A 23941-nucleotide genomic window follows, 5' to 3' on the forward strand; every position below is an offset into this window, starting at 1 on the left:
GACGGATCGGAAATGAACGATTTCAAATATCTTCTCGAACCGCGGTCGATCGCGGTGGTCGGGGTGTCGGACGAAGCGGGCCGCCCGGGTTCGCAAGCTGTTCGTGCGCTTGTCAAGAACGGTTATCAGGGGCAAATCTATCCGGTCAATCCGAAGTACGCGGAGTTCGATGGTCTCAAGTGTTACGGTGCGGTAAGCGACATCGTTGAGTCGATCGACCTGGTCGTGATCGGTGTGCCAGCCAAAGGCGTTATTCCGGTCCTGAAGGCATGTGCGGAAAAGGCGGTCCCGTATGTCGTGGTTCTAAGCGGCGGCTTTCGCGAGAGCGGCCCCGAAGGCGTCGAGCGCGAGCGTGAGATGCTGCAGGTCGCAAGAGCGGCGGGAATCCGCATCATCGGCCCGAACTGTCTGGGCTTCGCAAACATTCACTCACAGGTATTTGCAGCGTTCGGGAGCATCACACGGGAACCCAAGCTGAAGAAGGGGGGTGTTTCCCTCGTCACCCAGAGTGGTGGTTTCGGATACAGCCTCGCGCTGGCCTGTGCCGAGGCAGACATCGGATTTCGGCATGTGATCGCTACCGGTAACGAGACGGACGTAGACACCGTACAACTGATCGACGCGCTGCTCGACGATGATGAAACCCGGATCATCCTCGCGTACATCGAAGGTACGAAGGATGGCCGGTCACTACTCGATGTCGGCAGACGCGCGCTTGCGGCTGGCAAGCCGGTTCTGCTCTGGAAGGGCGGAGTCACTGAAGAGGGTGCGCGGGCAGCCGCTTCGCATACCGCGAGCATGACCGGCAGCTACGATTTCTACCGTGCGCTCTTCAAGCAGACGGGCATCGTCGAAGTCAGGGAGATCCACGAAGCGGTCGACTTCCTCAAGGCCTTCGCGGCGAAGAAATATCCAGCCAGCGGCGGGATTGCTGTCATGGGTGTTTCCGGCGGCTCGGCCATCGTTTTTGCGGATGCGGGTGAACCCGAGGGGCTCCATCTCGCGAATCTTGCGGAAGAAACGGAAAGGTTGCTCGCGGAGGTGGTGCCGAATATCGGCGCGGTGCACAACCCGATCGACCTGACTGCAGGCTATTTTTCCGCGGGCAATCGCGACAAGCTGCGCACGGCTATCGAGGTCACACTTGCCGATCCCGGAGTGGATGCCCTTTGCGTGAACCTGGCAACGACGGGGAGCGCCGGCAGTGCCGCTGCAGCCGAAGTGATCGCCGATGTGGCAAAGGGGACGGCCAAGCCTGTCTGCGTATTTTCATCGGCTCCCCGTGACCAGCTGGTCGACGCCATCAGACTACTCGATACTGCAGCAGTGCCTCTCTTCCCATCGCCGTCCCGCGCGGCAAAAGCGCTGGCGATGCTTGCCCGCTACGACGCCGCACGAAACCAGGTGGCCAGCTTCGAATCTGCAGATTCCCGCCCCGGCCAGTCATTGAAAGACGTTCTCTCGGGCTGGTCCGGCAAACTGTCCGAAGCGCAGTCCAAGGACATCCTGTCGCGCGCAGGTATTCCGGTCACGCGTGATGTACTGGTGACTGCCGCCGACAAAAGCTTGCCGGACCCGTTGTCATGGCCTGTCGTCGTGAAGATCGTATCTCCAGATATCGCTCATAAAACGGAAATTGGCGGCGTCAAGGTCGGAGTCCGTGATCCGAAGGAACTTGAGGCGGCCATCGCCGAAGTTCGCGCGAACGCGCAGTCTCACGTCCCCGACGCGCGAATCGAAGGCGTCATGGTCTCCCAGATGGTCAAGGACGGATTCGAACTGATCGCTGGTGTGGTGAACGACGAAGTGTTTGGTCCCGTCGTGGTGGTCGGAGCTGGCGGGATTTACGCCGAGCTGATGCGCGACTCGTCGTGTCGTCTCGCGCCCTTCGATGAAGCGGTCGCGCGACAGATGCTTGACGAATTGCGGTGTCGTCCGATTCTGGACGGGGCTCGAGGCAAACCGGCGCTCGACGTCGATGCCACCTCGAAAGCGCTTGCAGCACTTTCCCGATTTGCGTGGGAGCACCGCGATGGCGTATCCGAGATCGATGTCAACCCGCTTTTCGTTCTGCCGGAAGGCGTCCTGGCGGCCGACGCATTGATCGTGCCCGTGTCGTTCCCGGGTCATTGAACGGATGGCCATTGTGGAACTACCTGTTGATCTTTCCATGAATGACGAAACAGTTCGCGCTGAACGCCACACCGTCACGTTCCAGCCGCTCGATTGCGCGCTTGAGGTCCGTCGTGGAGAGAAGATCCTCGCGGCGGCGCTGGCGGCAAACTTTCCCGTTCCCTACAGCTGTCAGAGTGGTGTCTGCGGATCGTGCAGGGCCAGGGTGACGGCTGGGGCCTGCGAGCATGGCGAAGCACAGTATGCGGGCCTGTCGGCTTCGGAAGCAGCGCAGGGCTATGTCCTGATGTGTCAGGCGACGCCGGCATCGGATGTGACGGTGGAATGCCGGACCGTCCCGTCCGTCGAGGGCTATCCGGTTAAAAAGACACCGTGCCGCGTCGCTGCGCTGGAACGGCTCGCCGACGACGTCATGCGGATCCGGCTCAAGCTGCCAGCGAACGTGCAGTTCAGATTCCTTCCGGGGCAATATATCGACCTGCTGATCCCCGGTGGAATCAGGCGCAGCCTGTCGATAGCCAACTCGCCAGAGGATGAAGGCTTTATCGAATTGCATCTTCGCAATTACGGCGGACCGTTGAGTACCTTCGTATTCGGCAAGTTGAAGGAGAGCGACCTCCTTCGACTGGAGGGTCCGTTTGGCACGTTTTTCGTGCGCGACGATTCCGACAAGCCAATGATCCTACTGGCAAGTGGCACCGGATTCGCTCCGATCAAGTCCATCATCGAGCATGAACTGCGAAAGCGCACTGGCCGACAGATGACACTGTACTGGGGCGGCCGGCGGCCCCACGACCTGTACTTCGATTCACTCGCCCGATCCTGGGCAGACCACGGAATCAGCTACATCCCGGTCGTCTCCGATGCCCATACAGAAGACGAATGGAAAGGGCGTGCGGGATTCGTTCACGAAGCGGTGATGAAGGACTTCGCGGACCTCTCGTCGTTTCAGGTCTACGCGTGCGGAGCGCCAGTAGTTGTGCTCTCCGCCAGGAGAGACTTTACCGAGCGACGCGGGCTGCCTGAAGACGAGTTCTTCGCTGACATTTTCGTGTCCGGCGCAGAACCCTCGGCTTGAATACGCAAAAAAACTGAGGAGTTGGTATGTCGTTAGATGGGCTGAAAATCGGCAAGCGGGATTCGCAACTGTGGATCGAGATCGACCGCACAGAGAAGGCGAATGCCATGACGGTGGCCATGATGGAAGGGATCACGTCCGCGATTGTTCACGCCGGCGCTGACGATAGGACTCAGGCCGTGGTTCTTACGGCGAAGGGCGAGAAGCTTTTCTGTGCGGGAGTGGACGTGCGTGAGCAGTCCCCGGATGGAGATGCTGCGCGTCAGCGGGAGAGACGTTCTCACGCGCTCGCGGCGCTTCAGGATTCGGTGATCGCGACGCCGATTCCAGTCGTCGTCGCGCTGAACGGACTTGCTGTCGGTGCGGGCGCCATGCTCGCACTGATGGCTGATGGATGTGTCGCCGTCGAAGGTTCGGCGCTCTCGCTTCCAGAAATCGATATCGGGATCGCCACCTTTTCGGGCGCAAACATTCTCACGGTACTCGGTGGACGCGCTCTTGCAGCGGACCTGGTCCAGACCGGACGGCGGCTGCCGGCCCTGGACGCGCTGAATCGCGGCCTGATCAGCGCAGTGGTCGAGAGAAGTGAACTCGAACAGTCGGCCAGAAAAATCGCAGAGGCATTGGGAACCAAGAACCGCGCGGCATTCGCCGACAACAAGCGCTGGATCAATCGCGGCTTGCGCTCCGCGCTCGAGGAAGCCCGGCGGGAGCACGCGCGCCATCGGGCGGAGATGCAAGATGTCGCGAAGTAAGGGGGCGGCGACTGGCGGAACATCATCACGAATTTAGACGGAGACGGACGTGGCGGATCTTGAAATCAGCAGGGTGGGTCGTGTAGTGGTTGCTACGCTGAATCGACCGGAGAAAAAGAACGCGCTGAGCGAGGACATGCTTGAGCTGCTTCGCAACGAGCTGAAAAGCGCGAACGAAGACGACGATGTGGGAAGTTTCGTTCTTACGGGGGCAGGAGACGCGTTCTGCTCGGGCGGCGATCTTGGTCGCCGCGCGGCCGAAGGCGGGGATCCCACGCCGCTAGAGCGAAAACACAGACTCCAGCGTGTCACTCACAAGGTCGCGCTGGCGATTGAGGAGTTCGAGAAACCGTTGATCGCAGCCGTGAACGGTGCGGCCGTTGGCGCGGGCATGGACCTGTCGCTGATGTGTGACATCCGCTTCGCCGCCCAATCGGCCCGGTTCGCGGAGGCCTATATCCGTGTTGGCCTGATCCCGGGCAACGGCGGCTGCTATTTCCTGCCTAGACTGATTGGGCCCGCCAAGGCGCTGGAACTGCTATGGACCGGCGACTTCGTCAACGCCGACGAGGCGCACAGGCTCGGTATCGTCAACCGCGTGACGCCGGACGAAAGCCTCCAGGACGAGACCTTGGCATTTGCCACCCGTCTGGCGGAAGGGCCGCCTGTTCAGACGCGCGACATCAAGAAACTGATGTACCAGTCAATGCGTACGGATCTTCGCACAAGCCTCGAGACGACTTCAGCTCTCATGGCGGTGGTCCAGTCGACCGCTGACTACCGTGAAGCGATCACGGCATACAAGGAGAAGCGTAAGGGCGAATTTAAAGGGCGATGACGCTCCTTAAGTACCCCGTTCGACCGGCTCTCGCATGAGATTCGCAGCCAGGCCAGAAGCAGACTTCGACAAGATCACACCAGACCATGCAAGAGATCGTGCGCTCGTTGAGATGGAACATCGACAAGTGGTTCGGACCGGCGTGCCAGGATCGGATCGTCGTGACGAGGGCCCCCGGCGTGAGATGGGGCGTGAGGTGTGTTTGTGTTCGCGAAAAAGATCCGGATAGCGAAATCGCACTCTTCCTGTTTCGACATATGGACGGCTCATGGAGCGTTTTGCCGCCTGCCCGGCGCGGGCCGTCGTTCACTTTGCAATTGCAGCAAGCGGGCGACAGCGACTAGTCGCTCTTGTGGAATTCATGCACGAGGACAGGATTTGGGTCTTCAAAAAAATTGAACACGTGTTGTCTGAAGGCTGGTGGCGATGACTCCAATGCGCCCGTAGCATGGCCTCTCAGAATAGGACAATTATTATGGTAGACGTTCTCATAATCGGAGGAGGCAACGCCGCACTCTGCGCCGCAATAATGGCGCGAGAAGCGGGTGCCAGTGTACTTCTGCTTGAAGCGGCTCCACGGGAGTGGCGCGGCGGCAATTCGCAACATACGCGCAACCTGCGCTGCATGCATGACGCGCCACAGGACGTGCTCGTCGACGCGTATCCCGAAGAAGAATTCTGGCAGGACCTTCTCAAGGTAACGGGCGGCAACACGAACGAGGAGCTGGCTCGTATTGCAATTCGCGCATCGTCCAGTTGCCGCGACTGGATGCGAAAGCAAGGCGTGCACTTCCAGCCCCCCCTTTCCGGCGCTCTTCACGTAGCCCGTACCAACGCATTCTTCATGGGAGGGGGAAAAGCGCTGGTCAACGCCTATTACCGGAGCGCCGAGGCGATCGGTGTCACTGTCCGGTATAACGCACCCGTCGATTCGATTGAGCTCGACGGCAGCCGGTTTGTCGCCGCAAGGATCGGCAATGAGCGCATTGAAGCGAAGAGTTGTGTCCTTGCAGCGGGTGGCTTTGAATCGAATCGCGAGTGGCTGCGCGAAGCGTGGGGGCAGGTGAACGGTGTCTGGGTGGCGGACAATTTTTTGATCCGCGGCACCCGGTTCAATCAGGGCACTTTGCTCAAATTCATGATCGATGCTGGCGCGGATGCTATCGGTGACCCGTCCCAGTCGCATTGCGTGGCAATCGATGCGCGCGCGCCGCTCTATGACGGCGGAATCTGCACGCGCGTCGACTGTGTGTCGCTGGGCATAGTGCTCAACCGCGATGGCGAGCGGTTCTATGACGAAGGTGAGGATTTCTGGCCCAAGCGTTATGCGATCTGGGGCCGCCTGGTTGCGCAGCAACCTGGGCAGATAGCCTATTCGATCATCGACTCCAAAGCGATCGGTCGGTTCATGCCGCCAGTGTTCCCGGGTACCAAAGCGAATTCGCTGCGTGAGCTCGCATTGGCACTCGGCCTCGACGAGCACGAATTTCTGGAGACGATCGAGACGTACAACCGGTCATGCCAGCCCGGTACGTTCAATCATGCGGTGCTTGACGACTGCCACACCGAAGGCTTAACCCCGCCCAAGACGCACTGGGCTCAGCCATTGGACCGGTCGCCGTTCTACGCATATGCGCTGCGTCCCGGCATCACGTTCACCTATCTCGGCCTGAAGGTGAATTCGAATGCTGCCGTTCATTTCGGCGGCGAGCCATCCCGGAACCTGTTCGTTGCGGGAGAGATGATGGCCGGCAACATCCTGGGCAAGGGTTACACGGCGGGCGTGGGGATGTCGATCGGAACTGCCTTTGGCCGGATCGCCGGCACTCAGGCCGCGGCAGCGGCGCAGCACTACAGGGAAGCTATCAATCATGCAGTCGCTTGAAGCATTGACCCGCGAGGCTGCAGCGCTCGCGGCAAACGAAGTCGTCGCCCGGACCGACATGACTCAGGCTGAGAAGGAAGTCAGCCGCATCATGCAGATCTGTAACGCCTGCCGGTATTGCGAAGGGTTCTGTGCGGTATTTCCGGCAATGACGCGACGGCTCGAATTCGGCAGGGCGGACGTGCATTTCCTCGCGAACCTTTGCCACAACTGTGGCGCATGCCTGCACGCTTGCCAGTACGCACCACCGCACGAATTCGCTGTCAACGTCCCGCAGGCGATGGCGAAGGTGCGAGTGAACACCTATACGGAGTATGCGTGGCCCGCGTCGTTCGGAGCGTTGTACCGGAAAAACGGCACGACGGTCGCGCTGGCGCTGGCCGGTGGGCTTGCACTGTTTCTCGCCCTCGCCGCGATCGCAGGCAGACCGCAACCCGGCAGCGCAAACTTCTACAGCGTGTTCCCCCACAATCTTCTCGCTCTTACCTTCGGGTCCGTGTTTCTTCTCGCCATCATCTCGCTGTCGATTGGTGTGCGCAGATTCTGGAAAAACGAAAGTCCGGGTGAGCTGTCGGTCGATGCAGCGGCAGAAGCAGCGGGATCAGTGCTGACGCTCAGATACCTCGGTGGTGGACACGGCGAGGGCTGTAACAACGAGAGCGACACCTATTCGCTTTCCCGGAGACGGTTTCATCATCTGACGTTCTACGGCTTCATGCTCTGTTTTGCATCGACCTGCGTCGCTACGCTCTATCACTACGTCTTTGCTCTGGAAGCACCTTACGGCCTGACCAGTCTTCCCGTGTTTTTGGGGTCTCTCGGGGGGACGAGTCTCGTCGTGGGATGCAGTGGGCTGTTTATCCTGAATCTCAGACGCCATCCGCTACACGGCGATGCATCGCAGAAGGGGATGGACCGCGGATTCATTGCGTTGCTTTGGCTGGCCGGTATCACGGGGCTAGTACTCCTGGGTCTCCGGGAAACGGGCGCGATGCCAGTGCTGCTGGCCGTGCATCTGGGTGTGGTGATAGCGCTTTTTATTACGCTGCCCTATGGAAAGTTTGCCCACGGCATCTATCGATCCGCCGCGTTGCTGAGGTGGGCGATCGAGAAGCGAAAACCGTCTTCGTTAATGGTCGAGGAGTAATGGCACAAGGAGGAAGCTGAAGCAAAGTTCCGGCCTTCAGACCGGGCGACCGCGCGAAATGCTGCCGATGGCGGATAGTGGACATCATCAGTCTATCCAAAGAAAGTCCTCGCCATCGGTAACGCAGCGACATGTCAGGAGCAGATCATTTCCTGGCGGAGAGAACTGGGTGTTATTGACGTTCATAGGAGGAGACACCGTGAACAGAACACTGTTACATAAGGATCTGATCGGCGGCACACTGCTGATCATCGTAGGAATCGCAGTGCTAACGCATTCCGTTGCCTACCACATAGGTACGCTGGTTCAGATGGGGCCGGGTTTTTTCCCATTCTTTCTGGGCCTGATTCTCGCCCTGGTTGGTTGCGGCATTGCCGTTCAGGGCTACCTCTCGGTGCATGCTGAGGCCGTGTCCGAGAAGCCCGCTGCCAAGAAGGAGCTGCGACCGGAATGGAAGGCGTGGATTCTGATCGGCTTGGGCATGGTTGCGTTTGTCGTGCTGACGAAGTATCTCGGACTCGTCGCGGGCACATTTGCGGTGGTGTTTATATCGGCGCTCGGCGATCGGGGTAACACCCTCAAGTCAGCAGGCCTGCTGGCATTGGCGATGGTCACAATCGCCGTAGTCGTGTTCTGGTGGGCGTTGCAGATCCAGTTGCCGTTGTTCAAGTGGGGTGCCGTATGATCGCGCAAACGCTGCAGGATCTCATGTATGGGTTCAGCGTCGCAGCGATGCCGCAGAACCTGCTCTGGTCGTTTGTCGGTGTGCTGGTTGGCAATCTGATTGGCGTACTTCCTGGCATGGGAGCGCTCTCGGCAATCTCAATGCTTATGCCTCTGACGTATTCAATGCACCCTGTTCCGGCGCTTCTCATGCTTGCCGGGATCTTTTATGGGTCGCAGTATGGCGGCGCGCTGGGTGCGATCCTGCTGAACCTGCCGTCGCATCCACCGCACGCGGTGACCTGTATCGATGGGTATCCAATGACGAAACAGGGGCGTGGAGGCGCTGCGCTGGGCATTACGATGGTGTCTTCATTCTTCGCCGCATCCGTAGGCATCGTGGTGATGATTTTTCTTTCGCCCTGGCTCGTCAAGATCGCGTTCGATTTCGGTCCGACCGAGATCGTTTCGATCATGATGCTGGGCCTGATCGCTGGCGCGACCATGTCACGGGGATCAAAGCTGAAAGGAATCGCAATGACGGTCTTTGGGCTGCTCCTTGGGATCGTTGGCACCGACGTCAACAGCGGCGTAGAACGTTTCACCTTCGGCTTCGCCGAACTTTCAGACAAGGTTGAACTCGTCGCGCTGTCCATGGGGCTGTTCGGGGTTGCCGACTTTCTGATCAACGTCAACCGGATCAGTTTCGTGGGGACGCAGACCAAGGTCCGTCTTCGAGATATGCGGCCGACACGAGGCGAGCTGAAGCAGGCCTTCTGGCCGATGGTCCGGGGCACAATCGTGGGGACCCTGTTTGGTGCAATGCCGGGGACCGGCCCGACCATCACCACTTTCCTTGCGTACGCGCTCGAAAAGAAGATATCCAAGCGACCGGATCGGTTTGGCCAGGGTGCCATTGAAGGCGTGGCCAGTCCTGAAGCGTCTACTCACGCAAAGACCCAGGTTGATTTCATCCCGACCATGACGCTCGGTATTCCGGGCGATGCGGTAATGGCCCTGCTGCTAGGCGCCTTGCTGATTCAGGGATTCCAGCCGGGTCCTCAACTGATCACGCAGCATGCCGATCTCTTCTGGGGGCTGATAGCGAGTTTCTGGATCGGCAATGTGCTTCTGGTGCTACTGAACGTTCCGCTGATTGGAGTCTGGGTAAAACTCCTGCAGGTACCCTATCGCCTGATGTATCCGTCTGCGCTCTTTTTCATCGCGGTCGGCGTCTTCAGCACGAACAACAGCCTTTTCGAAGTCGGCGAGGTGCTGGTGTTTGGGATTATTGGGGCGGTCTTGCTCGCACTGGATTTCCCAGTCGCCACCATCCTCCTCGGATACGTTCTCGGCCCCATGGTCGAGGAAAATTTCCGGCGTGCACTGCTGCTGTCGCGCGGCGACCTCGCGATTTTCGCGCAACGGCCCATCAGTGCAGCGTTCATGTCGATCTGCCTGGTGCTGGTCGTCGGGCAGTGCTACTTCGCCTGGCGTGAGCACAAGCGCAAGCGCTCGAAAGGTGGGGCGCCGGAGGTGGCGGTGCCTCCGTTATCTCATGCTCCGCTGACCGAGGAATGATGCCAAAGCCCCGCAGATGCGGGGCTTTCGATTTACGCCGGCTATATTGCGTGCGGGAGGGCCTGGTACCCGGTTCCTGTATGGATGCCGATATCCCGCTTCGCCAAAGTTACAGAAGGCAGATTGCTTGACGCGACCGTGGCTGATGTACCATACGCCTGTCTTTGACCCCGTACGGAACGTTACGAAATGATGCGCTCGGTTGAACGTATTCTGGCTGTTTTCGAAAGTTTTAGCGTTGAGAGGAGCAGCCTGTCTCTTCAGGAAATCTCCGAACGCATTGACCTGCCGAAGTCCACCACTTTCCGGATCGTGCAGAGTCTGGAGCGAGCCGGCTATCTGGTTCGACTTGAAGACCAGCAGTACTGTCTGTCGTTCCGGTTCACAAGGCTTGCCGGTCTCGTGCGCGGCACCTTGGGTATTCGCGAAATCGCCCGTCCGTTCATGACGGAACTCGCGGAAACGACGAAAGAAACCGTTTCCCTCCATACGGTGAGCGGCCGCAACCGTGTATGCATCGATTCCATATCGACTGTCACAGCCCCGCTGAGAGCAGTGGTGCAGGCAGGAGAACAGATACCGCTGCAGGCGGGCTCCGGCTCCAGGGTGCTAATGGCGTATATGTCAAAGGCGGATCTGACGCCGCTGCTACCAGCCGCGACGAAAGCCACCAAGCAGAGCAGGACGGCGTTTCTCGAAGATCTCCAACGCATCCGTGAGCTTGGCTACGCTGTCTCGCACGGTGAGCGGCTGATGGGTATTTCGGCAATCTCAGCACCGATCATCGGAGTTGACGAACAGGTCCATTATTGCCTGTCCGTTGGTGCCCCCACCGTACGCATGGAGATGCATGAGAAGAATTTCATCAAGCTCGTAGTCGAAGCCGCTGTGAATATCTCGCGTCAGTTTGGGGGGCACGCAGAATAAGGGGGGACTGGGAAAGGTTCAGAACAACGATCCCAGCATCCCGCCTTCAACCGGGATCGTCGCACCGGTGATGAATCCCGCCTGTACCGACGCCAGAAAAGTCACCACACCCGCAAGTTCGCCTTGCGTGCCCATCCGGCCAAGAGGCGTCAACTTCTTGCGCGCCTCGGCCTGATCGGGAGTGTAGGCGGCGGAACCGGCGCGATGCGGGGTTTCGATCAGGGCGGGCGCGACACAGTTGACCGTGACGCCGCTTGAGCCAACCTCGTTGGCGAGATGCTTCATATAAGCGGTTACACCGGCCCGGAAGACCGTCGAGAGGCTATGGTGAGCCATGGGCGCTTTCACCGATGCCGAAGTGATCGCAATTACCCGGCCCCATCCGCGCGTGGTGATCAGCGGAATAGTCTGACTGACTACCTGCAACACACCGGCAAGCTGATTCTGATATGCCTCGTCCCAACGCGCCATATCTACCTCCTCGGTCGTCTCCCGAATAGGGTTTGGTGGGCGAGCCGTATTCAGTACGACAATGTCCAGTCCGCCAAACTCCGCTTTTACCACTTCGACGAGCGCGGCGACGTCGCTGCCTATGCGCATATCTCCAGCTTTCGTAACAGCCCTCACCCCGTGCTGCCGGGTGATCTCGTTCGCGACCGCCACCAGTTTGTCCTCGGAGCGTGCGAAAAGGACCACGTTTGCTCCCTCTGCCGCGAGCGCGTGAGCAATGTTGCGGCCCATGCCGCCGCTCGACGCGGTGACCAGAGCGGTTTTACCCTTGATGCCCAAATCCATGATGAACTACCCTTCATTTTGATGATGGAACGGTTGCCGTTGCCGTTGCTTCACGGCGCGGTGACTACGACTTCATCGCCCTCGATCTCGAATCGATGGGGCATGTCTTCCGATGCCCATTCCATATACTCGACGACTTCCTCGAACCGCGAATCGCCTGCGCGAAGCGCCTCTGGGCGATAGCGGCCATCGAATCTGACCGGAAGAAACGAGACCTTCGCGACTCCCTGCGAGGAAACGTACGCTTTTGCGAGCAGGGCAAGGGTGCAGTCCTTGCCGTATGGCATCAGGGGATAGTCCGGATCGAGGTCCATGAAGTTGCGTACCGCCCCTTGCGCCCAGGCGGGCTCGTTTGTCCAGGCGGGGGCGGCAAACGACTTGGTCATCGCGAACACACCGAGGCTGTAGAAGATGACCTTGCCCCTGTACACCTCGATGGCCTTGGGGATATGCGGGGCGTGCCCGACGACAAGATCGGCGCCGGCGTCGATCGCTGCGTGGGCGACGTCGACCTGATAGTCGGAAACGATTCTCGGTAGACGTATTGCGCCGGCGTGATACGCGAGGATCACCACATCGACCTGTTTGCGCAGAGCCGCGATGTCCTCCGTGAGCTGCGCAAGATCCTGAGGGTTTGGTGAGGTCCATACCCGAACCGGCTGGTGGGGTCCACGCGGCTCGTAAGTCGTCTTGACCCGGATGTTGACCACCCCGGGTTTTCCTTTGCCTGCGTCGGTCCCGGCGGTGGCTACCGACGTGTAGCCGAGATAGCCGACACGCACGCCAGCTTTTTCGACAATGGCTGGCTGACGGGCCTCGTCCAGATCGAGTCCCGCACCGGTAACCTGCAGGCCGTTTTCGAGGAAAAGCTGTCGTGTGTCGAGCATCGCTTGCGGGCCGGCGTCGAGACTGTGATTGTTCGCCATCGTTACCGCGTCGAACAGTCCGCCCGTAAAAAGCGTCGACATTTCGATCGGCTGACAGACCTGAGGCGCGTGGTCCGATTTCACGCCACGTGTGGAGTATGTCCGCATGCAGTTCACGAAGCGGAAATCGGCCTCCCGCAGGACGGGCGCTACCAGCTCCGTGTAGCCTTCGATGGGGAACCCTTGCTCTGGCCCATGGGTGGGGCCACAGTCGCCACCAATCAGAATCGATGCAAGCCGTGTCATTCCGCCTCCTTATGTTTTACCGGCCGTCTTACTAAACGGACCCCATTGGTAGGCTAGCGCAAGCAGCCAACCAGGGAAACCCGAAAAAAGCGCCGGTCATCGTTGTCAAAGTTTCAATCAGTGAAATTGGTATTGATTATAGGAACCCATGATAGCATCTGTCGACGCGGCGATGTATGCAAATGCAGCTTGTGCGGGTCTGTTTTGCGCGCGACCCGTTTCGTTGTGACTTACAACTCGAAGGAGACAGTGGTGGCTGATACTGATGGCTGGACCTCACGCGCCCGCCTTGCCGGCAAGGTGGCGGTTGTTGTCGGGGCAGGGCAGAGTCCGGGTGAGGGCGTGGGTAACGGACGGGCGGTCGCGATGCGTTTCGCGAGGGAAGGCGCGCGCGTGCTGGCCGTCGACAGATCGGTGGAATCAGCGGAGGAGACCGCGCGAATCATCAGGAAAGAGGGCTTCGAGGCAGATGCGATCGCCGCTGACGTCGCGCACGAGGAGCAACTCGCGAGGGCCATTCATGGCGCCAGACAGAAGTGGGGAGCGGTTGACATACTGCACAATAACGTTGGCGTCAGTCTCGGCGGCGGCGACGCCGACCTGATGGACATCACAGAAGAGCGGTTTGACAACATCTGCCGCATCAACCTGCGCGGTACCGTGTTCGCGTGCAAACATGCGGTGGCGATCATGCGCGAGCAGCGATCAGGGGTGGTTGTCAACGTCTCTTCGGCCGCTGGACCTGGAAAGTATCCCTATGTCGCTTACAAGGCGACCAAGGCAGGCGTTATCGCGTTCACGGAGCAGCTTGCGCTGCAGAACGCCTCACATGGCATCCGCGCCAACTGCATCCTGCCTGGGTTGATTGCCACCCCGATGGCGGTAGATACGCGAGCTCGCGAGTGGAATCAAAGCCGGGAACAGGTCCTGGCGGAACGGGATGCCAAGGTTCCGCTCGGCCGCCAGGGCACTGCATGGGACGTCGCGAATGCCGCCCTCTACCTCGCGTCCGACGAAGCGTCCTTCGTTACGGGCGTGTCATTGCTCGTCGACGGCGGCCGGATTCTGAACCGTATCTGAAAGCGGCCGAAGGCAGCGCGGAAGCTGCCTTCGCTTCTTCCGTCAGGGTGCCGCGACGATGCCCATCCAGTACTGCAGTTGACCGTCATGCGTGTCTACCGGGTATTGACGGACGTACTCGAGCGAGCCATCGTCACGCACCCGGAATACCGTGAGAGCCGCCGCGATTGGCTTGATTTCGCCCTCGACGTTCACCGCGAGCGGCTTGACGCTTGCCGTCACCAACAGTCTGCCGGTAGGATCACACGCAAAAGTACGAACGTGAATGCTTCGCGTGTGGGCATGCTCCACAAGCGTTGGTTCGCCCGTGGATGAGTCGATCCTGAACACGGCGACACTATTCTCTCCGCCTGCAAAAACCTTCTGGCCGTCGACTTCCTCAGTCCGGTCGGCGCGGTTTGCCACGTACACGTATCGACCCGAGGGATGGACGTGGATGGGACCACCCAGTTGCCGGGCGTCTACGCGGTTGGGCGCTTCAAGCAGGCTGCAACGATATGTCGGCTCACTCTCGATGACACTGTCCGAGATCCGGAACATGTAAAGCTGGTTGGTGCGCTCGTCCGAAACATACATCCATGGCTGCGTCGGATGAAAGTCGACGTGTCTTGGGCCGAAACCGTAGCCTCGATCCGGTGCGATCACGTCGCCCGACGAGAGGACGCCGTGCGAAAACGGGAACAGCCTCAACGCACCAGGATCCTCCGGCTTGTCCGGCCCGGCGTGGTTGCCCCGGTCAACGATCAACGCTGCCTGTGCCGACGGCAGCACGCGAACCTGATGCGGATAGGCTCCGCAGTCAAGGGCATTGTTCTGAGTGACGGGCTCGCCGATGCTGCCGTCTTTCAGCAGGGCATGAATGGTCAGACCGCTGCGCGGAAAGTTGTGCGCGCTCAGCAGGTACTTTCCCTGCGGATCTATGCAGATGTGGACAGCGCGTCGATCAAGCGGGCGTGATGGGCCGTGAATGGTCAGCGCCCCGTCGCCGCCGATCCGGTACGCACTCACGTGGTTGAAGTCCGAGGGTACGCGCGGCCCCGCGGCGCTGGTCGCCACGTAAAGATACGCGCCGCCTGGATGGGGCCAGGCATACTGGACTTTTGCAGCGGTCCGGATACTTTCCCGCCGGGTTAGCGTTGCGGAAGCGACGTCGACATCGTAGCGTGTCAGGGTGTCGTCGACGGCGCTGAAAAGCGAAATGAGGCCCATTGCTTGAGGCTCCTGATTGCGGCGTAACAGGCGGGTTCGCCGTCGTTGACACTCTTGCCCGACCGAAAGTTGCGTGTCAGACCGGCGTGAACATAGGGACGGCGATGCCGCTTTCAGATCTCCTGAAAACCACCCGAACCCGCTGGCCAATTGCAATTGCGTCATAGTCGGTGTCGACGATATTGGTGAGCATCTTCGGACCGTCGTCCAGCTTGACATAAGCGATGCAATAAGGCGCCCCAGCGCCTCGCCGCATGACGCTGTACGAGTAAATTTCGCCAGTTCCTGCGGCTTCCTTCCACGACAGATCGGTGCTCCAGCAAAAAGGGCATAGGGACCGGGGATAGTGATGAGGCCGGCTGCAGCTCGTGCAGAACTTGAGCAGCAACTGTCCTTTATCTGCAGCCTCGAAATAAGGCTCGTCACCGGGGTTCATAGCGGGATCTTTGATCACGCGTTCTGCGACGGATGAAGTCATGCGGGTTACTCCCTTTCAAGGATCACGGTTGCGCCGCCATGGCGACTTCCAATGGCGCCGCCGATGCCGGTGGCCAGAGCAAGCGTGCAGTTCGGGACCTGTACCGACGGGTGGGCTTCAGCGCGCAACTGTCTTACTGCTTCGATAATTTTCGTCATTCCGCCGCGATTCGACGGGTGGTTATTACACAGGCCGCCCCCGTCGGTGTTGAAGGGAAGCTTTCCCGTACCGGAGATCAGGTTGCCATCGGCGACGAACCTGCCACCTTCGCCTTTCGGGCAGAACCCGAGGTCCTCGAGTTGGAGAATCACCGTGATGGTGAAGCTGTCGTAGATAGACGCGTACTGGATGTCTGCCGGCGTCACTCCGGCCTCTTCAAAGGCGCGTGGCCCCGTCCATGCGGCTGTCGTGTAGGTCAGGTCAATGTCCCCACCCGTCAGGTGCTTTGCCGACTCACCGCATCCCAGCACCCGAACGCGCGGGCGTGAAAGCGACTTTGCTATCTCAGGTCGCGCAATGACGATCGCGCCGCCGCCGTCGCTGACGACGCACGAATCAAGCCGGTGAAGTGGGTCCGAGATCATAGGCGACGCCAGAACGTCCTCGACGGACACAACGGAACGCAGCATCGCATGCTCGTTGTATTGCGCGTGATGGGAAGCGGCCACCTTGACCCACGCCAGCTGTTCGTTTGTCGTCCCGAATTCGTGCATATGGCGCTTTGCCGCCATTGCATACAGGTTAAGAGGTACAGGATTGTATGGAATCTCGAACGGAGCGTCGGGAAGATTGGTGCCCCGGTTGCGCACCTGTGTTCCAGCGCTTCCTTCGGAGTTGGGCCGACCCGCAAGAGTCACGAGTGCGACATTGCACTTGCCGGCCGCGATTGCCTGTGCGGCGTGCGCCACGTGGATGAGGTATGAGCAGCCGCCCATATCGGTCGAATCGATGTGGCGCAACCTCGTCAGATTCAGATAGTCCGAGAGCGACCATGGGTTTGCGCCAGGAGCGTCGCCCGCGCAAAAAAAACCGTCGATGTCGTCGCGTGTAAGACCGGCGTCCTCGATCGCGCCCTTCGCGACTTCAGCGTGAAGCTGGGCAACCGAATGATGAGGGGCCTTGCGCAACGGGTGTTCGTAGGCACCGACGATATAAGCCTTACCTCTGATGGTCATACGTTACGTCTCCTGTCTCAGTGATGCGTTCGCCGCGTCAAGCCGCCTTGTCGTCCGGAATGCTCGGGGATTCGATGACTGTATCTTGCTGCTCTCAAGTTCCAATCAGTGGAATCTATGCTGTCAGTTAGAACCATGATACCATCGGTTCACGCTTGAAAGTTCTTCTGCGAAACGGACCAAAATCGTGGAATGACGTGCTCGCGCGTAGTGAGGGTCGCCGCGGGTCTTTGTCACCCGGATTTTTCCGGCTCCATCGGTGCGGCTGCCTGAGCCGGAGGCTGCTGATCAGGCGACACCTGGTGGCCAGGCGTCCGTATGTGGGCTGTCAGCGCTGGCGCGCTGTCATGGAGAGGATCATGATTGAACAGGTGAAAGAAGTGACTACGGAAATTGCTGCGCCCCAACCGCAGGCGGAATTCAGGATCTGGCAATGCGCATTGTGTGGCTTCATTTACGATGAGGCAGAAGGTCTGCCGTCGGAAGGCATTGCGCCGGGTACGCGTTGGGAAGATGTGCCGGCCGATTGGGTTTGCCCCGAGTGCTCGGTAGGTAAGGCCGATTTCGATATGGTGGAGGTCTAGGTCTTCAGAGAGAGACGTCTGTGTCGTTCAGTGGCTGGGCGCAACCCGCAGGCAAAACCTGTAGCGCGGTTGTTAGCCAGACCACAGGCACGAAACGCATGCAGGCAACGGTTGAATGACGGCTTTCAGGGCCCTTAGCGCCCGAAGCTGATAGTTCGCACAAAAACGACTCAGCCGCGTAGGACGGTTGAAGGAGACACCCATGAACCATTCAGTGCAGCCACTCATCGACAAGTGGGGCGAAGGCATCGCAGGCAGTTCGGTCGTAACCGACCAGCAGATTCAGCATACATATCGCAAGGTTGCGTTCAGACTCGTGCCGTTTCTTTTTCTGTGCTGGGTCGTGAATTACCTTGACCGGGTCAACCTTGGTTTCGCGAAGATGTCGCTCTCCCAGGATCTCGCACTTTCCGACGCTGCTTACGGGTTGGGGGTCGGTCTTTTTTCGATTGGCTACGTGCTTTTCGAGGTGCCCAGCAATCTGATGCTCGAGAAGATCGGGGCAAGGCTCACCATGACCCGCATCATGGTTCTCTGGGGCGCAGTGACGTGTTCGATGATGTTCATCCATAACACCACCCAGTTTTACCTTGCGCGTATTCTTCTCGGTGCTGCTGAGGCTGGTTTCTACCCAGGGCTTCTTCTTTACCTGACCTACTGGTTCCCGTCGGCCCGACGCGCGCGGATCACTTCGCGGTTCCTGCTTTCGATCGCCGTTTCAGGAATCATCGGCGGCCCCATCGCCGGATGGATCCTTCACAGCTTCAACAATGTGGCGGGACTGCGTGACTGGCAGTGGCTTTTCCTGATTGAGGGGCTGCCGGCGGTCCTGCTCGGCGTCATCGCATACTTCTATCTCGACGACAAGCCAAAGGACGCGAAGTGGCTGACCGAGACAGAAAGGCAGATCCTGATCGACAACATCCAGGCAGACAGGAATTTCAAGGGGGCGACGGGTCATCAGGGGCTGCTCGCGGTTCTTCGAGATCCAAGGGTCTACGTGGTCGTTCTCGCTTCTCTGGTTACGCCAATGCTTGGCATCGTGATGAATTACTGGATTCCCACCATCATTCATCGGGCAGGAGTGAAAGACATCCTGCATGTGGCGCTGCTTTCATCGATCCCGTCGATCTTCGGAGCAATTGGAATGATTTTGATCGCGCGGCATTCCGACAAGCACGTGGAAAGACGCTGGCACTACTTCTTCTCGATTTTGATCGGAGCAATTGGCCTCGTGCTACTGCCTCAGGTGGGCGGCAATCCCGTGCTCACGATCGGATGCCTGTCGTTGCTAGGCATCGCGTACTACGCAGGTAGCACGATGTTCTGGACGATTCCGCCCGCATATTTTTCGGCTGCGTCGGTCGCAGCTGGTATAGCGTTAATGAGCAGCCTCGGACAGGCAGGTTCGCTCCTCACGCCAACGTGGCTCGGATGGCTCATGACGAATACCCACAGCATTGCGATCGGGTTGTACACCATTGCGGCAATCGCGCTCGCTGGAGGCGTGATCATTCTGGTCGGCGTGCCGGCCGCTGCGCTACGGGAACGTCAGGACACCTCGATTTAATCATCATCCCGGTTCCGGGGCATAAATTAACCACGGTAAAAAGTGCATGGACACGGCAGAACTGAAAGCAGAATTCGATCTCAGCACGTCGATCGGGTTCATTGGGCTTGGCGCCATGGGAGCGCCAATGGCGTGCCACCTTGCCCGTCAGGGCTACAGGCTGGTCGTCAACGACTTCAACCGTTCCGCCGTCGATTCGGTCGTCGGGTACGGCGCGCGGGCGGTGGCCTCGCCTAGGGAAGTGGCAGATCAATGCAGTATTGTCCTGCTGTGTCTGCCTTCTTTGCCGGCCATCCGCGATGTCGTCTTCGGTGAAGCCGGTGTTGCCGGTGGTTCTGCGGTTCGCGTCGTGGTCGATTTTTCAACGACGGGAGCGAATTTCGCCAGTGAAGTCGCGGAAAAACTCGCGGCCCGTAATATTGCGCTGCTCGATTCGCCGATCACTGGAAACGTCACGACCGCAGGTAACGGCACATTGGGAATCATGTGCTCGGGGCCCCGCGTGGCATACGAAAAGGTCGCTGCAGTCATGGCGACGCTCGCCAGTGCCACGGTGTTCTATCTTGGTGAGGAGTCGGGCAAGGCGCAGACCCTTAAATTGCTGAACAACCTGCTGTCTGCGACGGGAATGGCGTCAACGTGCGAGGCGTTTATTCTGGGCATCAAAGGTGGGCTTGCGCCGCGACGCATGCTCGAGATTATCAATTCGGGAGACGCGAGTTCGAGTGCCTCGCGGAACAAGTTCGCGCGTTCGGTGTTGCCCCGCCGCTTCGATTTCGGCGCACGGATGGCGATCACGGCGAAGGACATCAGCTTGTCCGTTGAGGAAGCACAGAGTCGCGGCGTTCCAATGTGGGTGGCGCAGACCGTCCAGCAGATCTGGAAGTTTGCATCCACGCAGGGAGGATACGACCGCGATGGCACCTCCCTCATCACATACCTCGAACCGTGGGCCGGCATCGAGGTTTCCAGCCCGGATGAGGAGCCGTCCTGCCGGATTTCATTTGCTGAACCCGCGCATCGACCGCTGGTGCTGATCTGCGCGCTCGCGGATGTCCGCGAACTGGCCGACAGACTGGTCGCGTCAGGATACAGCAGCCAGCAGCACGATGAAGATCCACACACGATCCGTTTGGGATTGCCGTACGCCTCCCGGATCACCGTGACACTTCTTGCCGTAGCGGAGGAACAATCCGAAGAGTCGATTGCGGTCGGCATCGTAGAGGCTGCTCATGATGGTGCCGCAGTTGTAAACATGTGTGCGATGGCCATGAACAAGGCCGCCAGGATGAAGGCGCTGCTTGGTCCGGAGATCCCCTATTGCGACGCGCTGCATACCGGCACGCACCGCGAGATTACGGCAGGTGATGGTGTGGTCATCATGGGAGGGGACACGTTAGCCATTCATGCCGCGAACCACGTGATGGTGAATCTGTGCCGCGACGCCTACCAGATCGGCTCGGCGGCCGGCGCCGCACATCTGATGCTGAACATCCATGCGTCGTTGTTTGCGACGCTGCTGGCGGTCACGAGCGAAGCGTACGTTGCCGGCGCCAAGGCAGGATTGACGCCCGGGCAGATGGCAAAAATCATGGGTATCGAGACGGGGCGCAACGCGGCAAGTGCGCGAATACTGCCTGGTGAGGTGGCAACACGTCACTTCGACTACGGCTTCAGCCTGGGCGAGACATCCGCACGACTTACTGCTGCGACCGACGAGGCGCGTCGACTTGGCGTGACGACGTGGATCTTCGACAAGGTACGGGGTATCTACGGTCTCGTGCAGGCGTGCGCTTGCCCGACCGATGATGTCACGACCGTGGCCCGACAGTATGAGCGATGGGCCGGCGTTGAAGTGAGGAGTGCTGGATCGAGCGTTGTCGAGATGTATCGGTAGGACGTGCGCTACAAGGTGCACAACGGCTTCTCATCTTCAGTGAAACTGTCGTAAGGGTCGGTACAGTATGAACAGGTATGAAGTGATGCCGTCCTCCGGGACGGCAGGTGTTGCATTCAAGGGAACGACCCACCGTCAGGTCGCCGAACTGGCGAAGTGGACCGACCTGGTGCGCGAAGAGGCACTTGAACCGGATCTTCCCATCATCGATCCGCATCATCACGTGTGGGATGACGAACGCGGACGGTACATGTCCGCAGAATTGATGCACGATCTGTCGAGTGGCCATCGTATCGAAGCGACGGTATTTGTGCAGTTCAAGTCCGGATACCGGAAAGAGGGCCCGGCGTCGATGCAGCCGGTCGGCGAGGTTGAGTTCGCGCGGTCGTTCGCAGATACCTGCGCGATTCAGAAGCCTGACGGGCCGCGACTTTGCGAAGGGATCATCGCTCACGCTGACCTGACGCTCGGAGACGAAGTGCAGGCCGTGCTCGACGCGATGGCAGAGTCCGGGGGCAAAAGGCTCAAGGGTATCCGGCATGGCGCTACCTGGGACAGCGGCAGCGCCGGGTATGGGCGGACCTTCGCAAGGCCACATCTTCTCTCCGACGCAGCGTTCCGGCGCGGATTCGCAAGACTCGCCCCGATGGGACTCACGTTCGATGCGTGGCTGTTCTACCCGCAACTGCCTGACCTGGTCTCGCTTCTGCGTGACTATCCTGACACGCAGGTAGTCATAGATCATGCGGGAGGCGTCCTCGGCATCGATCCGCACACTGATCGTGCTGCAGTCTTCGAGACCTGGCGAAAGAACTTGAAGCAGGTCGCAAGTTGCCCGAACGTATCAGTCAAGATTGGTGGGCTGGGGATGCTTTACGCAGGATGGGATTTCCATCTTCGCGATACGCCGCCGTCCTCGGAAGATCTGGCAACCTGCTGGAGGCCATACGTCGAAACTTGCATAGACCTGTTTGGCCCCGAACGATGCATGTTCGAAAGCAACTTTCCGGTCGACAAGCAGACATGCGGCTACGGCGTTCTCTGGAATGCATTCAAGCGGATCACCGAGCGCTTTTCGCCGTCAGAAAAACGGGCGCTCTACAGTGACACAGCAGCGCGGGTCTACAGGCTTGAACAACCGATCGGGTAACGCAGTTGCAAGCGTCCCGTCCGCTGTACCACTGCCTGCTTCGGCCACCACAGACGTCGGTGCAGACCAGATAGAAGGACCTGCTCTGGTCCCCGTCTGTATCGGCGCGATTCCGTTGGCCGGTCGGTAATTCAGGCGAGAGCCTTCACTTCCACGATCGACCTTTCCCAACTTCCCAACGTGAAGGATCGCAATCCTACGCCAAGCTTCTAAGTTTCACTCATTGGAACTAGTTTCTTTTATGTTGACGCCGGTCCTGTGACGGTCGTACAGTTAAACGAACGGGTTCCATCTGCACCAGCGTTAGTTCGCATCTGGAAAAGCGGACCCGACAGATTCGCCAGTCAGGGTGAGCAAAAATCAACAGGAGACGGATTTGTGTCATCGCACTGAAACAGTCGCTCAGAGCTACGGCCGGTTTATCGCGAACGCGGATCTCGCAAGCTTCCCTAGCGACGTCGCCGAATACGGAAAGATGCTGATTGCTAGCACCATGGCGAGTGCAGCGCTGGGATCGACGCTGCAATCGAGCAAACTGATCAGGCAGCTCGAAGAGGAACGCGGTGGATTCCCGGTCAGTACGGTCTGGTTCGGTGGATGGGACAGGTTGCCAGCTGTAGCCGCCGCGCGCCTGAACGGCCTCATGAGCGATGCGGCCGCGTCCGATGACAGTGATCTTCGCAATATCGTTCACAGTGGCACACAAGCCTGCGCGGCGGCTATCGCCGTTGGTGAAGCTTGCAAGGCAAGTGGGACGCAGGTGCTGGAGGCGATCATCGTGGGCTACGAAGTTGCGGGAAACATAAACACCGCAATGATCGGCGGCCTGCAGCGCAAGGGTTTCCATGGTTGTGTGGTCGCGACCTTCGCTGCGGCCGCAGCGGCGGCACGTCTGCTCAAGCTACAACCTGATCAGACAGCACATGCGCTGGTTCTCGCCGCGACGTCGGTGGGTGGTCTGCATGCGGTCGCCGCGACGAGCCTCGCGCGCGAGTACCACGCGGGCAATGCTGCAATGATGGGCGTGTCGGCGGCCGAGGCGGCAAAGCACGGATACACGGCGGATCTGGCTGGGTTCGAGATGCCGAGAGGGTTCTTCGACACGCTTGGCACGGGCGGCCATGCACAAGACGTTGTGGGGCAGCTAGGCCGAAGGTGGAGTCTGCAGACGGAACTGGGCATCAAACTGGTACCCGGGGGCTCTCCATTCCATGCGGTTGCGGAAGCAGCAGCGATCGCGGCGCAAGAGGGTGATCTCGATGTGGCCGACATCAAGGAAATCGAATTCACACTCCCCGACTATCCGTTTCCTGGGCCGAAGCATCCAACCGATCTGATCGGTATTGCCCATAGTCCCTTTTACTTTGCCGCCGCAGGGGCGGCAGACCGCGGGTATGGCTGGCAGCATGCCCTTCCTGAAAAGATCGCCGATCCGCGCATCCGCTCACTCTTCGATCGTGTCACGCGGCTCGACTATGACGTTCCGAACAAGGCCGGCTTCAAGAGCGGAGCGATTGTGAGGATAACGACGATTGATGGTGCGGTTTACGAAGCTTCTGTGCTGGCACCAAAGGGCGCAGCGGTTCGCGGCATTCACTGGGCCGAACTCAGGCAGAAGTATGAGGCGCTCATGCCATACGGCGGGGTGAGCGCAAAGCATGTGGCGGCAAGCTTCAACCAGATCCAGGATATGAACGCGCTGACTTCCATCCGTGACCTGATCGACACAATAAAAGCGGATACGCCGTAGAGAGGAGACTTGCGCCGCATTGGCGCAATTGACTTAACTGTCGCGCAGTTGAGCTTTGATAGCCTGCAGCCGTG

General features: G+C 59.4%; 20 protein-coding genes. 15 read left to right on the top strand and 5 right to left on the bottom strand.

Annotation, left to right across the window (positions count from 1 at the left end):
• The first annotated feature begins 12 nt into the window (after positions 1-12).
• The 9 genes from B0G82_RS14065 to B0G82_RS14110 all read left to right on the top strand — a co-directional run bounded on the left by B0G82_RS14065 (position 13) and on the right by B0G82_RS14110 (position 11007).
• Positions 13-2133, top strand: coding sequence for an acetate--CoA ligase family protein (locus tag B0G82_RS14065; RefSeq protein ID WP_121307693.1), 2121 nt, complete (start codon positions 13-15; stop codon positions 2131-2133).
• Positions 2134-2170: 37 nt separating this feature from the next.
• A complete protein-coding gene (locus B0G82_RS14070; RefSeq protein ID WP_121308692.1) occupies positions 2171-3211 on the top strand; it encodes a CDP-6-deoxy-delta-3,4-glucoseen reductase in 1041 nt (346 codons plus the stop codon).
• 26 nt (positions 3212-3237) lie between these two features.
• Entirely contained in the window at positions 3238-3966 is a 729-nt protein-coding gene (locus B0G82_RS14075; RefSeq protein WP_121307694.1) for an enoyl-CoA hydratase/isomerase family protein, read from the top strand.
• Between the two features lie 49 nt (positions 3967-4015).
• Complete coding sequence (locus B0G82_RS14080) at positions 4016-4804, top strand: enoyl-CoA hydratase-related protein (RefSeq protein WP_241974561.1); 789 nt, start codon at positions 4016-4018, stop codon at positions 4802-4804.
• A gap of 475 nt (positions 4805-5279) precedes the next feature.
• Positions 5280-6689 carry an FAD-dependent tricarballylate dehydrogenase TcuA gene (gene tcuA / locus B0G82_RS14090; protein ID WP_121307696.1) on the top strand — a complete coding sequence of 470 codons (1410 nt, stop codon included), beginning with the start codon at positions 5280-5282 and terminating at the stop codon, positions 6687-6689.
• On the top strand, positions 6676-7836 hold the full coding sequence (gene tcuB, locus B0G82_RS14095) for a tricarballylate utilization 4Fe-4S protein TcuB (protein ID WP_121307697.1): 1161 nt from the start codon (positions 6676-6678) through the stop codon (positions 7834-7836). Before tcuA ends, tcuB begins: the two co-directional genes overlap by 14 nt.
• Positions 7837-8035: 199 nt before the next feature.
• Entirely contained in the window at positions 8036-8521 is a 486-nt protein-coding gene (locus B0G82_RS14100; protein ID WP_121308694.1) for a tripartite tricarboxylate transporter TctB family protein, read from the top strand.
• The gene (locus tag B0G82_RS14105) at positions 8518-10080 is read left to right on the top strand and encodes a tripartite tricarboxylate transporter permease (RefSeq protein WP_121307698.1); all 1563 of its coding nucleotides are present in this window, start codon (positions 8518-8520) and stop codon (positions 10078-10080) included. The genes B0G82_RS14100 and B0G82_RS14105 overlap by 4 nt, the downstream gene beginning before the upstream one ends.
• 189 nt (positions 10081-10269) lie before the next feature.
• The gene (locus B0G82_RS14110) at positions 10270-11007 is read left to right on the top strand and encodes an IclR family transcriptional regulator (RefSeq protein WP_199730088.1); all 738 of its coding nucleotides are present in this window, start codon (positions 10270-10272) and stop codon (positions 11005-11007) included.
• A gap of 18 nt (positions 11008-11025) precedes the next feature.
• Here B0G82_RS14110 and B0G82_RS14115 read toward each other — a convergent pair whose 3' ends face one another.
• A complete protein-coding gene (locus B0G82_RS14115; protein WP_121307699.1) occupies positions 11026-11802 on the bottom strand; it encodes an SDR family oxidoreductase in 777 nt (258 codons plus the stop codon).
• Between the two features lie 50 nt (positions 11803-11852).
• A complete protein-coding gene (locus B0G82_RS14120) occupies positions 11853-12974 on the bottom strand; it encodes a CapA family protein (protein WP_121307700.1) in 1122 nt (373 codons plus the stop codon).
• A gap of 252 nt (positions 12975-13226) precedes the next feature.
• Between B0G82_RS14120 and B0G82_RS14125 the strand changes: the two genes are divergently transcribed.
• Positions 13227-14054, top strand: a complete 828-nt coding sequence (locus tag B0G82_RS14125) for an SDR family NAD(P)-dependent oxidoreductase (protein WP_241974563.1) — start codon at positions 13227-13229, stop codon at positions 14052-14054.
• A gap of 42 nt (positions 14055-14096) precedes the next feature.
• Here the strand turns inward: B0G82_RS14125 and B0G82_RS14130 are convergent, their stop codons facing one another.
• The 3 genes from B0G82_RS14130 to B0G82_RS14140 form a co-directional block, all read right to left on the bottom strand.
• Entirely contained in the window at positions 14097-15263 is a 1167-nt protein-coding gene (locus tag B0G82_RS14130; protein WP_121307701.1) for a beta-propeller fold lactonase family protein, read from the bottom strand.
• A gap of 76 nt (positions 15264-15339) precedes the next feature.
• Positions 15340-15741 (bottom strand): OB-fold domain-containing protein, encoded by a 402-nt coding sequence (locus B0G82_RS14135; protein WP_121307702.1) that lies wholly within the window; start codon positions 15739-15741, stop codon positions 15340-15342.
• Positions 15742-15746: 5 nt separating this feature from the next.
• Positions 15747-16916 (bottom strand): thiolase domain-containing protein, encoded by a 1170-nt coding sequence (locus B0G82_RS14140; RefSeq protein ID WP_121307703.1) that lies wholly within the window; start codon positions 16914-16916, stop codon positions 15747-15749.
• 392 nt (positions 16917-17308) lie between these two features.
• On the opposite strand from B0G82_RS14140, the gene B0G82_RS14145 reads away from it, so the two are divergent.
• The 5 genes from B0G82_RS14145 to B0G82_RS14165 all read left to right on the top strand — a co-directional run bounded on the left by B0G82_RS14145 (position 17309) and on the right by B0G82_RS14165 (position 23867).
• Positions 17309-17500, top strand: a complete 192-nt coding sequence (locus B0G82_RS14145) for a rubredoxin (protein WP_347237504.1) — start codon at positions 17309-17311, stop codon at positions 17498-17500.
• A 202-nt stretch (positions 17501-17702) separates the two neighbouring features.
• Positions 17703-19070 carry an MFS transporter gene (locus tag B0G82_RS14150; RefSeq protein ID WP_241974565.1) on the top strand — a complete coding sequence of 456 codons (1368 nt, stop codon included), beginning with the start codon at positions 17703-17705 and terminating at the stop codon, positions 19068-19070.
• 46 nt (positions 19071-19116) lie between these two features.
• Positions 19117-20967 carry an NAD-binding protein gene (locus B0G82_RS14155; protein WP_121307705.1) on the top strand — a complete coding sequence of 617 codons (1851 nt, stop codon included), beginning with the start codon at positions 19117-19119 and terminating at the stop codon, positions 20965-20967.
• Between the two features lie 67 nt (positions 20968-21034).
• The gene (locus B0G82_RS14160) at positions 21035-22117 is read left to right on the top strand and encodes an amidohydrolase family protein (protein WP_241974567.1); all 1083 of its coding nucleotides are present in this window, start codon (positions 21035-21037) and stop codon (positions 22115-22117) included.
• A 349-nt stretch (positions 22118-22466) separates the two neighbouring features.
• On the top strand, positions 22467-23867 hold the full coding sequence (locus B0G82_RS14165; RefSeq protein ID WP_121307707.1) for an MmgE/PrpD family protein: 1401 nt from the start codon (positions 22467-22469) through the stop codon (positions 23865-23867).
• Positions 23868-23941: the final 74 nt, after the last annotated feature.

The sequence above is a fragment of the Paraburkholderia sp. BL17N1 genome (assembly GCF_003634175.1).
Classification (GTDB): domain Bacteria; phylum Pseudomonadota; class Gammaproteobacteria; order Burkholderiales; family Burkholderiaceae; genus Paraburkholderia.

Bases quoted from the DNA above. Each gene is read 5' to 3' on its own strand.
- B0G82_RS14120 (WP_121307700.1), bottom strand. From the start codon at position 12,974: ATGACACGGCTTGCATCGATTCTGATTGGTGGCGACTGTGGCCCCACC.
- B0G82_RS14160 (WP_241974567.1), top strand. From the start codon at position 21,035: ATGAACAGGTATGAAGTGATGCCGTCCTCCGGGACGGCAGGTGTTGCA.
- B0G82_RS14135 (WP_121307702.1), bottom strand. From the start codon at position 15,741: ATGACTTCATCCGTCGCAGAACGCGTGATCAAAGATCCCGCTATGAAC.
- B0G82_RS14115 (WP_121307699.1), bottom strand. From the start codon at position 11,802: ATGGATTTGGGCATCAAGGGTAAAACCGCTCTGGTCACCGCGTCGAGC.
- B0G82_RS14065 (WP_121307693.1), top strand. From the start codon at position 13: ATGAACGATTTCAAATATCTTCTCGAACCGCGGTCGATCGCGGTGGTC.
- B0G82_RS14070 (WP_121308692.1), top strand. From the start codon at position 2,171: ATGAATGACGAAACAGTTCGCGCTGAACGCCACACCGTCACGTTCCAG.
- B0G82_RS14155 (WP_121307705.1), top strand. From the start codon at position 19,117: ATGGACACGGCAGAACTGAAAGCAGAATTCGATCTCAGCACGTCGATC.
- B0G82_RS14105 (WP_121307698.1), top strand. From the start codon at position 8,518: ATGATCGCGCAAACGCTGCAGGATCTCATGTATGGGTTCAGCGTCGCA.
- B0G82_RS14075 (WP_121307694.1), top strand. From the start codon at position 3,238: ATGTCGTTAGATGGGCTGAAAATCGGCAAGCGGGATTCGCAACTGTGG.
- B0G82_RS14110 (WP_199730088.1), top strand. From the start codon at position 10,270: ATGATGCGCTCGGTTGAACGTATTCTGGCTGTTTTCGAAAGTTTTAGC.
- B0G82_RS14130 (WP_121307701.1), bottom strand. From the start codon at position 15,263: ATGGGCCTCATTTCGCTTTTCAGCGCCGTCGACGACACCCTGACACGC.
- B0G82_RS14150 (WP_241974565.1), top strand. From the start codon at position 17,703: ATGAACCATTCAGTGCAGCCACTCATCGACAAGTGGGGCGAAGGCATC.
- B0G82_RS14140 (WP_121307703.1), bottom strand. From the start codon at position 16,916: ATGACCATCAGAGGTAAGGCTTATATCGTCGGTGCCTACGAACACCCG.
- tcuA (WP_121307696.1), top strand. From the start codon at position 5,280: ATGGTAGACGTTCTCATAATCGGAGGAGGCAACGCCGCACTCTGCGCC.
- tcuB (WP_121307697.1), top strand. From the start codon at position 6,676: ATGCAGTCGCTTGAAGCATTGACCCGCGAGGCTGCAGCGCTCGCGGCA.